This window comes from Variovorax paradoxus NBRC 15149 (assembly GCF_001591365.1).
GTDB classification, from domain to species: Bacteria; Pseudomonadota; Gammaproteobacteria; order Burkholderiales; family Burkholderiaceae_C; genus Variovorax; species Variovorax paradoxus.
In genome coordinates this window covers 1,527,480-1,541,368 of record NZ_BCUT01000001.1, presented here as the reverse complement: position 1 = coordinate 1,541,368, position 13,889 = coordinate 1,527,480, and the positions used below count along the sequence as shown (strand labels likewise).

Below are 13,889 nucleotides of genomic sequence, written 5' to 3'. Positions count from 1 at the left end.
CGAGCTTAGGCAGCTTCGTGCGGCCGATCCAATCGAAAAAGCCCGAAGCTCCATATACTTTTGTGCATGACTTCCGGTCCTGGCCCTGCCGACACATCGCTGATGCTCCATGTGCGGCCGCGCCAGCTGCTGCTCCTGGCGCGGCTCGACACCCACCGCCACCTGGGCCGCGCGGCCGAGGCCATGAACATCAGCCAGCCGGCCGCCACCAAGCTGCTGCAGCAGCTGGAGGATTCGCTCGGCGAAAGGCTCTTCGAGCGCCTTGCGCGCGGCATGGAGCCCACGCCCTACGGCGAGATCCTGATCCGCTACGCCCGCCGCGTGCTCAGCGACTTCGGCAGCGCCCGAGAGGAAATGCTCGCGCTGCGCTCGGGCCTGAGCGGTTCGCTGCGCGTGGGCAGCGTGCCGGGCGCGGTGCCCGAGCTGCTGGCGCCGGCGCTGGTCGAATACCACCGCCGCCATCCGCAGGTGGCCGTGTCGGTGGTGGTGGAGACCAGCGATGTGATGCAGGCGCAGCTGGAGCAGGGCGACGTCGACCTGGTGCTGGGCCGGCTCACCGACAGCCACGACGAGGCCAAGTACGCGAGCGTGCCGCTGCTGGGCGAATCGCAGGTGGTGGTGGTGCGCGCCGCGCACCCGGTGTTCGAGCGCGCCACCGTCACGCTGGCCGAGATGGCGAACTGGTCCTGGGTGCTGCAGCCGCCGGGCTCGCCGCAGCGCGGGCGCTTCGAGGCGGCGATGCGCGAGGCGGGCATCCAGGCGCGGCTCGACATCATCGAAACGGCATCGCCGATCGCCATTACCGCCTTGCTGGAAAACTCCGACATGGCCGCCGTGATGCCGGCTTCGCAGGCCAGCCACTACGCCCGCCTGGGCGTGCTGCGCACGGTGCCGGTGGAGTTGCCGGTGCGCGTGCCGCCGATCTGCCTCGTCACCCGGCAGGACCGCGCGCTCTCGCCGGCCGCGGCGCAGTTCCGGCGCCAGCTGCTGGGCGGCGGCTGAAGCCTTTGGATTGAGTCTTTCCATGCTGTATTGCACCAACTAGGGAATCTCCTAGCCAACTGGTGCATGAAAGTACCAAGGCAAGCAGCCGAAGTACCAAACCCGCAAGCGCGTTTCTCCAGAATCCCGCCACGGCGACCCAAACAGAGCGGGCGTCGCTCACCTCTAGGAGACAACATGAAGCGTTTTCTGAAAGCGGGCCTCGTCCTCGCACTCGCCGGCACGGGGCTCGCCTCCCATGCCGCCACCGAACTCGTGATCGCGACCGTCAACAACGGCCACATGATCGAGATGCAGAAGCTCACGCCCTTCTTCGAAAAGGCCAACCCCGACATCAAGCTCAAGTGGGTCACGCTGGAAGAAGGCACGCTGCGCCAGCGCGTGACCACCGACATCGCCACCAAGGGCGGCCAGTTCGACGTGATGACCATCGGCCTGTACGAAACCCCGATCTGGTCGAAGAAGGGCTGGCTCAAGCCCATTGCCACCGACGCCGCCTACGACGTGGACGACCTGCTGCCCGCCATCCGCAACGGCCTGTCGACCGATGGCAAGCTCTACGCCGCGCCGTTCTACGGCGAGAGCTCGATGCTCATGTACCGCAAGGACCTGGCCGACAAGCTGGGCGTGAAGTTCTCCGACCAGCCGACCTGGGCGCAGGTGAAGGAGTTCGCCGACAAGGCCAACGACCCGAAGGCCGGCGTGTACGGCATGTGCCTGCGCGGCAAGCCGGGCTGGGGCGACAACATGGCCTTCCTGACCACGCTGGTCAATACGCATGGCGGCCAGTGGTTCGACATGCAGTGGAAGCCGCAGATCGACACCAAGCCCTGGAAGGATGCGATCACCTTCTACGTCGACCTGATGAAGAAGGACGGCCCGCCGGGCGCCTCGGCCAACAGCTTCAACGAGAACCTCGCGCTCTTCAACGAAGGCAAGTGCGCGGCCTGGGTCGACGCGACCATCGCGGCCTCGTTCATCAGCGACCCGAAGCAGTCGAAGGTGGCCGACAAGGTGGCGTTCGCGCAGGCACCGACCGCCGCCACGCCCAAGGGCGCCAACTGGCTGTGGTCGTGGAACCTCGCCATTCCGGCCAGTTCGTCCAAGGACGAGGCCGCGCAGAAGTTCATCAAGTGGGCCACGTCCAAGGACTACGTCAACCTGGTGGCCAAGGAAACCGGCTGGGCTTCGGTGCCGACCGGCACGCGCAAGTCGACCTATGCGAACCCCGAGTTCCAGAAGGTCGCCAAATTCGCCGAAGCCGAGAAGAAGGCCATCGATACGGCCAACCTCAGCGACAGCACGCTGCCCAAGTCGCCCTACGTGGGCGTGCAGTACGCGGCCATTCCCGAGTTCCAGGCCATCGGCGTGGCGGTGGGCCAGCAGATGAGCGCGGCGCTGTCGGGCAAGGTCACGGTGGACCAGGCGCTCAAGACCTCGCAGACGGCGGCGGAGCGCGAGATGAAGAAGGCTGGCTACTACAAGTAAGCGGGGCTTACTTTCTTGCTCCCTCCCCTTCCGGGGGAGGGCAGGGGTGGGGGGACGCGGCGCACCAATCACCGCAGCGCCTGATCCAGGAGCCCCCATCCCAGCCTTCCCCCGGCGGGGGAAGGAGCCAGAGACAACGAGAAGGAACTTCCTCATGAAACGACTCCTGCCCCGCGCCCTCATGGCGCCCGCCGTGCTCACGCTCCTTTTGTGGATGATCGTGCCGCTCGCGATGACGTTGTACTTCTCGTTTGTGAACTACAACCTCATGCAGCCCGGCGAGCGCACCTTCGCGGGCATCGAGAACTTTCACTACTTCGTCACCGATCCGGACTTCTGGCCCGCCACCTGGAACACGCTGGTGCTGATCGGCAGCGTGATCGTCATCACCGTGGTGCTCGGCGTGCTGCTCGCGCTCCTGGTGAACGAACCGTTTCCGGGCCGCGGCATCGTGCGGGTGCTGCTGATCTCGCCGTTCTTCGTCATGCCCGCGGTCAATGCGCTGCTGTGGAAGCACATGATGATGAACCCCATCTACGGCATCCTGGCCGACGTGTGGCGCTTCTTCGGCGCGACGCCGGTCGACTGGCTCACCGACGTGCCGCTGTTCTCGGTGATCGTCATGGTGGCCTGGCAGTGGCTGCCGTTCGCCTGCCTGATCTTCATCACCTCGCTGCAATCGCTCGACCGCGAGCAGATGGAAGCCGCGCGCATGGACGGCGCGAGCGCATTCCAGCGCTTCTTCTACCTGACCATCCCGCACCTCGGCCGGCCGATGGCGGTGGTGATCATGATCGAGATGATCTTCCTGCTCAGCGTGTTCGCCGAGATCGCCATCACCACCAACGGCGGCCCGGGCAACGAGAGCACCAACATGACCTACCTGATCTTCAAGCAGTCGCTGATGAACTTCGACGTGGGCGTGGCCTCGGCCGGTGCGCTGTTCGCGGTGGTGCTGGCCAACATCGTGGCCGTGTTCCTGATCCGCATCATCGGCAAGAACCTCGACTGAAGGAACGACCATGCAACCCAGCAACTTCCTTCCGCAACTGCTGCGCACCGCGGGTGCCTGGGCCGTGGCGCTGCTGCTGTTCTTTCCGCTCGGCTGGCTGTTCCTCACGGCCTTCAAGACGGAGCTGCAGGCGATCCACGTGCCGCCGCTCTTCATCTTCGAGCCCACGCTCGGCAACTTCAGCGAAGTGCAGCGCCGCAGCGACTACCTGCTGTATGCGCGCAACTCGCTCATCACCAGCCTGGGCTCGACCGTCATCGGCCTGTTGATCGCGGCGCCCGCGGCGTACTCGATGGCCTTCTTCCGCACGAAGAAGACGCGCGACATCCTCATGTGGATGCTCTCCACCAAGATGATGCCGGCCGTCGGTGCGCTGGTGCCGATCTACGTGCTCGCGCAGACCGCGGGCCTGCTGGACTCGCTCACCGCGCTCACGATCGTGTTCACGCTGTCGAACCTGCCGATCATGGTGTGGATGCTCTACAGCGCCTACAAGGACATTCCGAACGAGATCCTCGAAGCCGCGCGCATGGACGGCGCGAGCCTGTGGACCGAGTTCCGCCACGTCGTGCTGCCGCTGTCGGTGGGCGGGCTCGCATCGACCGGCCTCCTGTGCCTGGTGCTGAGCTGGAACGAGGCCTTCTGGGCGCTCAACCTCAGTTCGGCCAAGGCCGGCACGCTGGCCACGCTGATCGCCTCGTACTCCAGCCCCGAAGGCCTGTTCTGGGCCAAGCTGTCTGCCGCCTCGCTGATGGCCATCGCGCCCATCGTCGTGTTCGGCTGGTTCAGCCAGAAGCAGCTCGTCCAGGGCCTGACCTTCGGCGCCGTCAAGTAAAGAAAGGGAGACACCCCATGGCCTACCTGCAACTCAAAGACATCAAGAAGAGCTTCGGCGACGTCGACATCATCAAGGGCGTCGACCTCGAGATCCAGAAGGGCGAGTTCATCGTCTTCGTCGGTCCTTCGGGCTGCGGCAAGTCGACGCTGCTGCGCCTCATTGCGGGGCTCGAGCCGATCACCAGCGGCAAGTTGCTGCTCGACGGCAAGGACATCACCTGGGCGCCTTCGGGCAAGCGCGACCTGGCGATGGTGTTCCAGAGCTATGCGCTCTATCCGCACATGAGCGTGTACGACAACATGTCCTTCGCGCTCAAGCTCGCGGGCGTGCCCAAGGACGAGATCAAGACCAAGGTGGAGTACGCGGCGAAGACGCTCAACCTCACGCAGTACCTCGACCGCACGCCTAAGGACCTGTCGGGCGGCCAGCGCCAGCGCGTGGCCATCGGCCGCGCGATCGTTCGCGCGCCCAAGGTGTTCCTGTTCGACGAGCCGCTGTCCAACCTGGATGCGGCGCTGCGCGGCAACACGCGCGTCGAGATCCACAAGCTGCACCGCTCGCTCGGCGCCACCACCATCTACGTGACGCACGACCAGGTCGAGGCCATGACGCTGGCCGACCGCGTGGTGGTGCTCAGGGACGGGCTCATCGAGCAGGTCGGCACGCCGCTCGAGCTGTACGACCACCCGGCCAACCAGTTCGTCGCGCAGTTCATCGGCATGCCGTCGATGAACATGGTGGCGGCAAGCGCCATTCCGAGTTTTTCCGCCGCCACCGGCGGTCGCCTGCCGAGCGACGGCTTCCTGGGCGTGCGGCCCGAAGGCCTGCGCGTGCATCCGAAGCAGGCTGCGCCCGCGGGCGTGCCGGGGCGCGTGGAGCTGATCGAGGCGCTGGGCGCCGACACGCTGATCCACGTCGACGTGGGCGGCGTGCCGCTGATCGCGCGCCAGAACGAGCGCACGCCGCTGCATGCAGGCGACGACGTGGCGGTCGAGCTCGATCCGTCGGTGCTTCATTTGTTCAACCGCGAAGGCCGCTCGGTCTCCGCCTGATTTCTTCCGGAACATTCCCGTGACCCTCGCAGCAGCGCCTCTCGGTGCGCCAACCTCACCCCCGGCTCCTTCGGAGTTCGTGGTGCTTCACCTCGGACTCGGCTCGTTCCATCGGGCCCACCAGGCCGTCTACCTGCAGCGGCTGATCGATGCGGGCGACACCCGCTGGTCGCTCTCGGGCGCCAACATCAGGCCCGACATGGCCGAGGTCGTCGCGGCGCTGCAGGCGCAGGGCGGGCGCTACACGCTCGAAACCGTGTCGCCGGCCGGCGAGTACCGCTACGAGCAGATCGAGGCCATCCGCGAAGTGCTGCCGTGGGAGCCCTCGCTGGCCGCGGTGATCGCACGCGGCGCCGCGCCGTCCACGCGCATCGTTTCGTTCACCGTGACCGAGGCCGGCTACTACCTCGACACCAAGGGCCGGCTGGACCTGTCGTTCGCCGATCTGGCAGCCGACATCGAGCGCGCGCGGCGCGGCGATGCTCCCGGCGAGGGCGTGACCATCTACGGCGCCGTCTGCGCGATCCTGCGTGCGCGCAAGGCTGCGCAGGCCGGCGCGGTCACGCTGCTCAACTGCGACAACCTGCGCCACAACGGCGACCGCTTCCGCGCCGGGCTGCTCGAATTCATCGAGCGCGCGGGCGACGCCGATCTGCTGGCATGGGTGCAGGCGAACACCGCCTGCCCCAATGCGATGGTCGACCGCATCACGCCGCGCCCGCCGCCCGAGCTGCGCGCACGCGTGCAGACCGCAACGGGCCGCGACGATGCGGCCGCGATCACCGGCGAGAGCTTCATCCAGTGGGTGATCGAAGACAACTTCGCGTCCGGCCGGCCCGACTGGGGCCGCGTGGGCGTGGAGCTGGTCGAATCGGTGCAGCCCTATGAAGAGGCCAAGATCCGCATCCTCAACGCCACGCACAGCTGCATCGCCTGGGCCGGCACGCTGGCGGGGCTGAACTTCATCCACGAAGGCACGCACGACGCGGCCATCCGCAAGATGGCCTTCGACTACGTCACCGACGACGTGATCCCATGCCTCAGCCCGAGCCCGATCGACCTCGCGGCCTACCGCGACGTGGTGCTCGACCGCTTCGGCAACCCCGCGATCCGCGACACCAACCAGCGCGTGGCGGCCGATGGTTTTTCCAAGATCCCGGGCTTCATCGCGCCCACGGTGCGCGAGCGGCTGGCCGCGGGGCAGCCGATCGACAGCGTCGCGATGCTGCCCGCGCTGTTCCTGGCCTTCCTGCAGCGCTGGCATCGCGGGGCGCTGCCCTATGCCTACCAGGACCAGGGCATGGACGAGGCCGTGGCGCACGCGATCTGCGATGCCGCCGATCCGGTGCTCGCGCTGTGCGCCGACCCGGCACTGTGGGGCGCCGCCGCGGGCGATGCGCGGCTGGTAGGCGCGGTGCGCGCAGCGAGCGCGCGCGTGGCAAATTTCCTGAAGAACCCTGGAGCAACGACATGAGCGAACGTTTGAAGAACCGCCACGTGCTGCTGACCGGCGCCGGTGGCGGCATCGGCCTGGCCGTGGCCGAGGCCTGCATTGCCGAAGGCGCGCGCTGCAGCGTGATCGACCGCGCCGCGGCGGCGCCCGAAGCGGTGCGCGCGCTGCAGCAGCAGCACCCCGACAAGCTCGCCTACATCGCGGCCGACGTGACCGACACGCGGGCCATCGCGCACATGCTGGCCGAGGCGCAGGTCGCCTTCGGTCCGATCCACACGCTGTTCAACAACGCCGCGGTGTTCGACCTGGCGCCGCTGCTCGACAGCGACGAGGCTTCGTTCGACCGGCTGTTCGCGGTCAACGTGAAGGGCATGTTCTTCGTGATGCAGGCCGTGCTGCGCCACATGGTGGAGGCCGGCACGCAGGGGGCGTCGGTCATCAACATGGCCTCGCAGGCGGGGCGGCGCGGCGAGGCGCTGGTGTCGCACTATTGCGCGACCAAGGCGGCGGTCATCAGCTACACCCAGAGCGCCGCGCTGGCCATGGCGCCGCACGGCATCCGTGTCAACGGCATTGCACCCGGTGTGGTCGACACGCCGATGTGGGACCATGTCGACAGCCTGTTCGCCAAGGCCGAGGGGCTGCCGCCCGGCGAGAAGAAGCGCCGCGTGGGCCTGGAGGTGCCGCTCGGCCGCATGGGCGTGCCGGCCGACATCGCGGGCGCGGCCGTGTTTCTTGCCAGCGACGAGGCGCGCTACATCACGGCGCAGACTCTCAATGTCGATGGCGGTAATGTCATGAGCTGAGATGAAGCCTTGTTTTTCTTATCGCGGCGAGGGTCATTCAGGGCGCGCTCCCGCCGACGGGGTACCTTGCTCCGCGAATGTCCTCCGGCCTTCGGCCTCCCCCTTGATTTCGCTGCGCAAGGCACCCCATCGACGGGAGCGTTACGCGGAGCAGTCGTTGATCAGCGATACACCACGAACGTGCCCAAGTGCACAGAGCATCGGGTGCTCCCCGCAGCGAAATAAAGGAGGAGCCCGAAGGGCGGGGGACATTCGCGGAGGGGAGTACCCGGTGATCTGTGCACACGCCCTGAACAACAGCGCCAAGAACAGCAGCACCAAGAACAGCAGCACCAAGAACGCACAGTCATGACCGAAGACTTCCATCTGTACCTGGACAGCGCCGACCTGTCTGAACTGAAGACTTGCCTGCCGCATCCGGTGGTGCATGGCGTGACGACCAACCCCACGCTGCTCAAGCGCGCCGGCATCGGCCGCGGCGAAGTGCCCGGTCTGCTGAAACGCTGCATCGAACTGGGCGCACGCCAGGTGCAGGCCCAGGTGTATTCCAGCGAAGTCGACGGCATGCTCGAAGACGCGGCCGCCTTGCTCTCGCACTTCGACCGGGGCCAGCTGGTCGTGAAGATTCCCGCCACGCGCCAGGGCCTCGACGCCGGCGCGCGGCTCATCGCGCAGGGCGTGCCCGTCACCTGGACCGCCGTGTATGCGCCCGAGCAGGCCCACTTTGCCGCGCAGCTGGGCGCGGCCTACGCGGCACCGTACCTCGGCCGGCTCGACGATGCCGGCGTCAACGGGCTGGCGCTGATCGCGCAGATGCAGGCGCTGGTGGCGCTGCGGCCTTCGTCGGGCACGCGCCTGCTGGTCGCCAGCATCCGCTCGCGCGAGGCCTATCTTGCGTTGCTGGCGCTGGGCGTGGGCGCCATCACGATTCCGCCGCGCCTCTTTGCCGAGCTGCTCGACCACCCCGCCACGCTGGCCGCGGAGCGCGGCTTCCTGGCCGATGCGCGCGCCTTGCCCTGACAGAAGAGAATCCGAGAACCATGCGCATTGCACTCACGGGCGAAGCCCTCATCGATTTCACCGCCAGCGAGGCCGGCGCGCTCGCGTTCCTCGGCCACGAGGGCGGTTCGCCGCTCAACACGGCCGTGGCCTGCGCGCGCCTGGGCCAGCCCACCGGCTTTCTCACGCAGCTGTCGACCGACCTGTTCGGCGAACGGCTGATGCGTTTTCTCGAACGCAACGGCGTCGATACCGGCTTCATCCTGCGCAGCAATGCGCCGTCGACGCTGGCCTTCGTCGAGCGCACGCCCGAGACCAACCGCTACGCCTTCTACACGCGCGGCAGCGCCGATGCCACCTGGGCGCCCGAGCCGCCGCCGCAGCTGCCGGCGGAGTGCCGCTTCCTTCATTTCGGCTCGATCTCGCTGCTGCAGGAGCCGGCCGCCACGCGCATTGCCGAGCTGGTCACGGCCAACGCCGGGCGCCGCGTGATCGTGTTCGACCCGAACGTGCGGCCCAGCCTGATTCCCGACATGGCCGCCTACCGCGAGCGCGTGACGGGCTGGCTGGCCATGGCCGACCTGGTCAAGCTCAGCGACGAGGACGCGGAACTGCTCGCCCCCGGCCAGCCGGTCGATGCGCTGGCCGCGGAGTGCCTCCAGGCCGGCGCGCATGCCGTGATCGTCACGCGCGGCGGCGCGGGCGCCACGCTCTGGCGCACCGGGCATGCGCCGCTTGCCGTGGCGGCGCCGCAGGTCAAGGTGGTCGACACCATCGGCGCCGGCGACACCTTCACGGCCGGGCTTTCGGTGGCGCTGCTTGCGCACGGCGTCGAGCACCCGGCCCGGCTCGGCGCGCTCGGCGACGACGCCTGGCGCGAGGTGATGCGCTTCGCCGCCACCGCCGCCGCCCTCAACTGCACCCGCGAAGGCGCCGATCCGCCCACGCTCGACGCGGTTCACGCCGCGCTGGCGCAGGAAGACAATGAGGCCGTCGCTTCCCGGCCTTGACCCCCGTGCTGCCATGACAACGTCCACACGCAAACGCTCGATTCCCCGTCAGCGCCAACCCGAGCTGGAGCGCGACATCGCGCGCTCCCCGTCGCTGGGCTACGAGGCCCCCGAAACCGGCCTGGTGCGCTGCCTCGCGCACGGCTTTCCGAGCCCGCTGGTGCGGTGGCACTTCCATGAAGACTACGAGCTGCACCTGATCACCGAGACCTCGGGCAAGGCCTTCATCGGCGACTGGATCGGGCCGTTCCAGCCCGGGCACCTCGTGCTCTGCGGGCCGCGGCTGCCGCACAACTGGATCTCGCTGGACGTGCCCGAAGGCGGCGCCGCGGGCCGCGACCGGGTGATCCAGTTCCGCCACGAGCCCATCGAGCGCGCCGCGGCCGAGATTCCGGAGCTGCGCGATGTGATGCAGCTGTTCGAGCGCGCGCGGCACGGCATCGAGTTCTTCGGCATGTCGCAGCAGGCGCAGGCGCACTGGGACAACATCAAGGCCGCGCGCGGCGTGCGCCGGCTCGGGCTGTTCCTCGAGTTCATGGCCGACCTCGCGCAATGCACCGACTACCGGCTGCTCTCCAGCGTGCAGATGCAGGGCGCGCACGGCGTCGAAGGCGATGCGCAGGTCGACCAGATCAACGACATCGTCAACCGCATCACCAGCAACATGGCGGAGCCGATCTCCATGTCGGACGTGGCGGCCGAACTCGGCATGAGCGAAAGCCGCTTCAGCCGCTTCTTCCGGCGCTCCACCGGCAACAGCTTCACCGACTTCGTCAACCGCGTGCGCATCAACAGTGCCTGCCACCTGCTGATGCAGACCGACCACTACGTGACCGACATCTGCTACCAGGTCGGCTTCAACAACGTGGCCAACTTCAACCGGCGCTTCCTCGAGATCAAGGGCATGACCCCGAGCGAGTTCAGGCGCCAGGCCGACACGCGGTTCGGCTGATGCCCACACCAAGCGCTTTCAAGGCACCAATCAGGGAGCACCATCTTGTATCTGGGACTCGATCTCGGCACGTCCGAGCTCAAGGCGCTGCTGCTCGCCGGCGACCACCGCATCGTCGGCGTGGCGCGTGCGCCGCTCACGGTCGAGAGGCCAGAGCCGCTCTGGTCGGAGCAGGCGCCTAGCCAATGGTGGCAGGCGCTGGAGCAGGTGATGGCGGAGCTTCGCGGCGCGCATGCTGAAGCGCTCTCGGCCGTGCGCGCCATCGGCCTGTCGGGCCAGATGCACGGCGCCACGCTGCTCGATGCGGCGGGCGAGGTGCTGCGCCCCGCCATCCTCTGGAACGATGGGCGCAGCGGCCCGCAGTGCGAGGCGCTTGCGCGTGCCGTGCCGCGGCTGGGCGAGATCGCGGGCAACCTCGCGATGCCAGGCTTCACCGCACCCAAGCTGCTGTGGGTGCGCGAGCACGAGCCCGAAATCTTCAACCGCACGGCGCGCGTGCTGCTGCCCAAGGACTGGCTGCGCTTCATGCTCAGCGGCGAGGCCGTCAGCGAGATGTCCGATGCGGCCGGCACGCTGTGGCTCGACGTCGGCGCGCGCGACTGGTCCGACGAACTGCTCGCGGCCGCCGGGCTCACGCGCGGGCACATGCCGCGGCTGGTGGAGGGCAGTGAAGTGTCGGCGCAGCTCAAGCCCGAGCTGGCCGCGCGCTGGGGCGTGGGGAACGGCGCCGCTGCCGTGCTCATTGCCGGTGGCGCGGGCGACAACGCCGCCAGCGCCGTCGGCATGGGGCTGGTGGAACCGGGGCAGGGCTTCGTGTCGCTCGGCACCTCGGGCGTGGTGTTCGTCTCGACCGACCGCTTTTTGCCCAACCCCGCGCAGGCGATGCATGCCTTCTGCCATGCGCTGCCCGGCCGCTGGCACCAGATGTCGGTGATGCTCTCGGCCGCGAGCGCCGTGAGCTGGGCCGCCAAGGCCTTCCGGTTCGCCGACGAGGCCGCGCTGCTCGAAGCGGCAGCGTCGGTCGCGCCCGCGCAGCGCGCGCGCTGCCCGCTGTTCCTGCCATACCTTTCGGGCGAGCGTTCCCCGCACAACAATCCCAACGCGCAGGGCGTGCTGTTCGGGCTCACGCATGCGCACGGCCCGGCGGAGATCGCCTATGCCGTGGTCGAGGGCGTGAGCTTCGGCCTGCGCGACGGCTTCGACACCCTGCGCCTGCCGGCCGGCATGCCGCTGCGCGAAGTGGCGCTGGTGGGCGGTGGCGCGCGCAGTGTCTGGTGGGGCCAGCTGCTGGCCGATATCTTCGAGCTGCCGCTCACGCTGTACGCGGGCAGCGAGACGGGTGGGGCGCTGGGCGCGGCCCGCCTTGCCTGGCTGGCTGACGGCGGCACCGTGGCCGAGGTGTGCACGCTGCCGCCGGTGAAGCAACAGCTGGTGCCTTCGCTTGAAGGTGCCGATGGGCACAAGGCGCGTCATGCGCGCTTCCGGGCGCTCTATACGGCGCTGCGCGACCAGTTCCGTTAATTCGTACGCGCAATGAAAAAGGGCCGCTTTCGCGGCCCTTTCGTTTTGGTGAGCAATAGAGCTCAGCCGGGAAATTACATTCCCATGCCGCCCATACCACCCATGCCGCCCATGTCGGGCATGCCGCCGCCGGCACCGGCTTCTTCCTTCGGTGCGTCGGCGACCATGGCTTCGGTCGTCAGCAGCAGCGAAGCCACCGATGCTGCGTTCTGCAGCGCGGTGCGGGTCACCTTGGTCGGATCCAGGATGCCCAGCTCGAGCATGTCGCCGTACGTGTCGTTGGCGGCATTGAAGCCGTAGTTGCCCTTGCCGGCCAACACGGCGTTCACCACCACCGAGGCTTCGCCGCCGGCGTTGTTCACGATTTCGCGCAGGGGCGCTTCGATGGCCTTGAGCACCAGCTTGATGCCGGCGTCCTGGTCGGCGTTGTCGCCCTTGACCTTGTCGCCCACGGCTTGCTTGGCACGCAGCAGAGCCACGCCGCCGCCGGCCACAACGCCTTCTTCCACTGCAGCGCGGGTGGCGTGCAGGGCGTCTTCGACGCGTGCCTTCTTTTCCTTCATCTCGACTTCGGTGGCAGCGCCGACCTTGATCACTGCAACGCCGCCGGCCAGCTTGGCCACGCGCTCTTGCAGCTTTTCACGGTCGTAGTCGCTCGTGGCTTCCTCGATCTGCACGCGCACTTGCTTCACGCGGGCTTCGATGTCGGCCGCAGCGCCCGAACCGTCGATGATGATGGTGTTTTCCTTGCCCACTTCGATGCGCTTGGCTTGGCCCAGGTCGGCCAGCGTCACCTTTTCGAGCGTCAGGCCCACTTCTTCAGCGATGACCTTGCCGCCCGTCAGGATGGCGATGTCTTCCAGCATGGCCTTGCGGCGGTCGCCGAAGCCAGGTGCCTTCACGGCCACGACCTTCAGGATGCCGCGGATCGTGTTCACCACCAGCGTAGCCAGGGCTTCGCCTTCGACTTCTTCGGCAATGATCAGGAGCGGACGGCCAGCCTTGGCGACTTGTTCCAGCGTGGGGAGCAGGTCGCGGATGTTGCTGATCTTCTTGTCGAACAGCAGCACGAAGGGGTTGTCGAGCAGCGCCGATTGCTTCTCGGGGTTGTTGATGAAGTAGGGCGACAGGTAGCCGCGGTCGAACTGCATGCCTTCGACGACGTCGAGTTCGCTGTCCAGCGACTTGCCGTCTTCCACGGTGATCACGCCTTCCTTGCCGACCTTGTCCATCGCGTCAGCGATGAGCTTGCCGATGGTTTCGTCGCTGTTGGCCGAGATCGAGCCGACTTGAGCGATTTCCTTCGACGTGGTGGTGGGCTTGGAAGCCTTCTTCAGCTCTTCGACCAGGGCCGTCACGGCCTTGTCGATGCCGCGCTTCAGGTCCATCGGGTTGATGCCGGCGGCCACGTACTTGAAGCCTTCGCGAACGATGGCCTGGGCCAGCACCGTGGCGGTGGTGGTGCCGTCACCGGCGTTGTCGCTGGTCTTGGAGGCCACTTCCTTCACGAGCTGGGCGCCCATGTTCTGGAGCTTGTCCTTGAGTTCGATTTCCTTGGCGACCGACACACCGTCCTTGGTGACGGTGGGGGCGCCGAACGAGCGCTCGAGCACCACGTTGCGGCCCTTGGGGCCCAGGGTCACCTTGACGGCGTTGGCGAGGATGTTGACACCCTCGACCATGCGTGCGCGGGCTTCACCGCCGAAGACTACGTCTTTTGCTGCCATGTTTTATTACTCCGAATAGGGATGAATTG

General features: G+C 67.5%; 12 protein-coding genes. 11 read left to right on the top strand and 1 reads right to left on the bottom strand.

Annotated features, from left to right (window positions below; genetic code table 11):
• Window positions 1-66 precede the first annotated feature (66 nt).
• The 11 genes from VPA02S_RS07335 (at window position 67) to xylB (ending at window position 12,133) form a co-directional block, all read left to right on the top strand.
• The gene (locus VPA02S_RS07335; protein ID WP_230537734.1) at window positions 67-1,002 is read left to right on the top strand and encodes a LysR family transcriptional regulator; all 936 of its coding nucleotides are present in this window, start codon (window positions 67-69) and stop codon (window positions 1,000-1,002) included.
• A 177-nt stretch (window positions 1,003-1,179) separates the two neighbouring features.
• Window positions 1,180-2,490, top strand: coding sequence for an ABC transporter substrate-binding protein (locus VPA02S_RS07330; RefSeq protein ID WP_012746257.1), 1,311 nt, complete (start codon window positions 1,180-1,182; stop codon window positions 2,488-2,490).
• 154 nt (window positions 2,491-2,644) lie between these two features.
• Window positions 2,645-3,502 carry a carbohydrate ABC transporter permease gene (locus VPA02S_RS07325; RefSeq protein ID WP_012746258.1) on the top strand — a complete coding sequence of 286 codons (858 nt, stop codon included), beginning with the start codon at window positions 2,645-2,647 and terminating at the stop codon, window positions 3,500-3,502.
• Between the two features lie 10 nt (window positions 3,503-3,512).
• Window positions 3,513-4,337, top strand: a complete 825-nt coding sequence (locus VPA02S_RS07320) for a carbohydrate ABC transporter permease (RefSeq protein WP_012746259.1) — start codon at window positions 3,513-3,515, stop codon at window positions 4,335-4,337.
• Window positions 4,338-4,354: 17 nt separating this feature from the next.
• Window positions 4,355-5,392, top strand: a complete 1,038-nt coding sequence (locus VPA02S_RS07315) for an ABC transporter ATP-binding protein (RefSeq protein ID WP_012746260.1) — start codon at window positions 4,355-4,357, stop codon at window positions 5,390-5,392.
• Window positions 5,393-5,474: 82 nt separating this feature from the next.
• Window positions 5,475-6,866: a D-arabinitol 4-dehydrogenase gene (gene dalD, locus VPA02S_RS07310; RefSeq protein ID WP_041945447.1), complete on the top strand. Its 1,392-nt coding sequence runs from the start codon at window positions 5,475-5,477 to the stop codon at window positions 6,864-6,866.
• A complete protein-coding gene (locus VPA02S_RS07305) occupies window positions 6,863-7,651 on the top strand; it encodes an L-iditol 2-dehydrogenase (protein ID WP_012746262.1) in 789 nt (262 codons plus the stop codon). The genes dalD and VPA02S_RS07305 overlap by 4 nt, the downstream gene beginning before the upstream one ends.
• A 348-nt stretch (window positions 7,652-7,999) precedes the next feature.
• Window positions 8,000-8,671, top strand: a complete 672-nt coding sequence (locus VPA02S_RS07300) for a transaldolase family protein (RefSeq protein ID WP_012746263.1) — start codon at window positions 8,000-8,002, stop codon at window positions 8,669-8,671.
• 20 nt (window positions 8,672-8,691) lie between these two features.
• Window positions 8,692-9,660 (top strand): carbohydrate kinase family protein, encoded by a 969-nt coding sequence (locus VPA02S_RS07295; protein WP_012746264.1) that lies wholly within the window; start codon window positions 8,692-8,694, stop codon window positions 9,658-9,660.
• 13 nt (window positions 9,661-9,673) lie between these two features.
• A complete protein-coding gene (locus VPA02S_RS07290) occupies window positions 9,674-10,612 on the top strand; it encodes an AraC family transcriptional regulator (RefSeq protein WP_026284346.1) in 939 nt (312 codons plus the stop codon).
• Window positions 10,613-10,657: 45 nt separating this feature from the next.
• Complete coding sequence (gene xylB / locus VPA02S_RS07285; protein WP_012746266.1) at window positions 10,658-12,133, top strand: xylulokinase; 1,476 nt, start codon at window positions 10,658-10,660, stop codon at window positions 12,131-12,133.
• 74 nt (window positions 12,134-12,207) lie between these two features.
• On the opposite strand, the gene groL is transcribed toward xylB, so the two are convergent.
• On the bottom strand, window positions 12,208-13,860 hold the full coding sequence (groL, locus tag VPA02S_RS07280; protein WP_012746267.1) for a chaperonin GroEL: 1,653 nt from the start codon (window positions 13,858-13,860) through the stop codon (window positions 12,208-12,210).
• Between the last annotated feature and the right edge of the window lie 29 nt (window positions 13,861-13,889).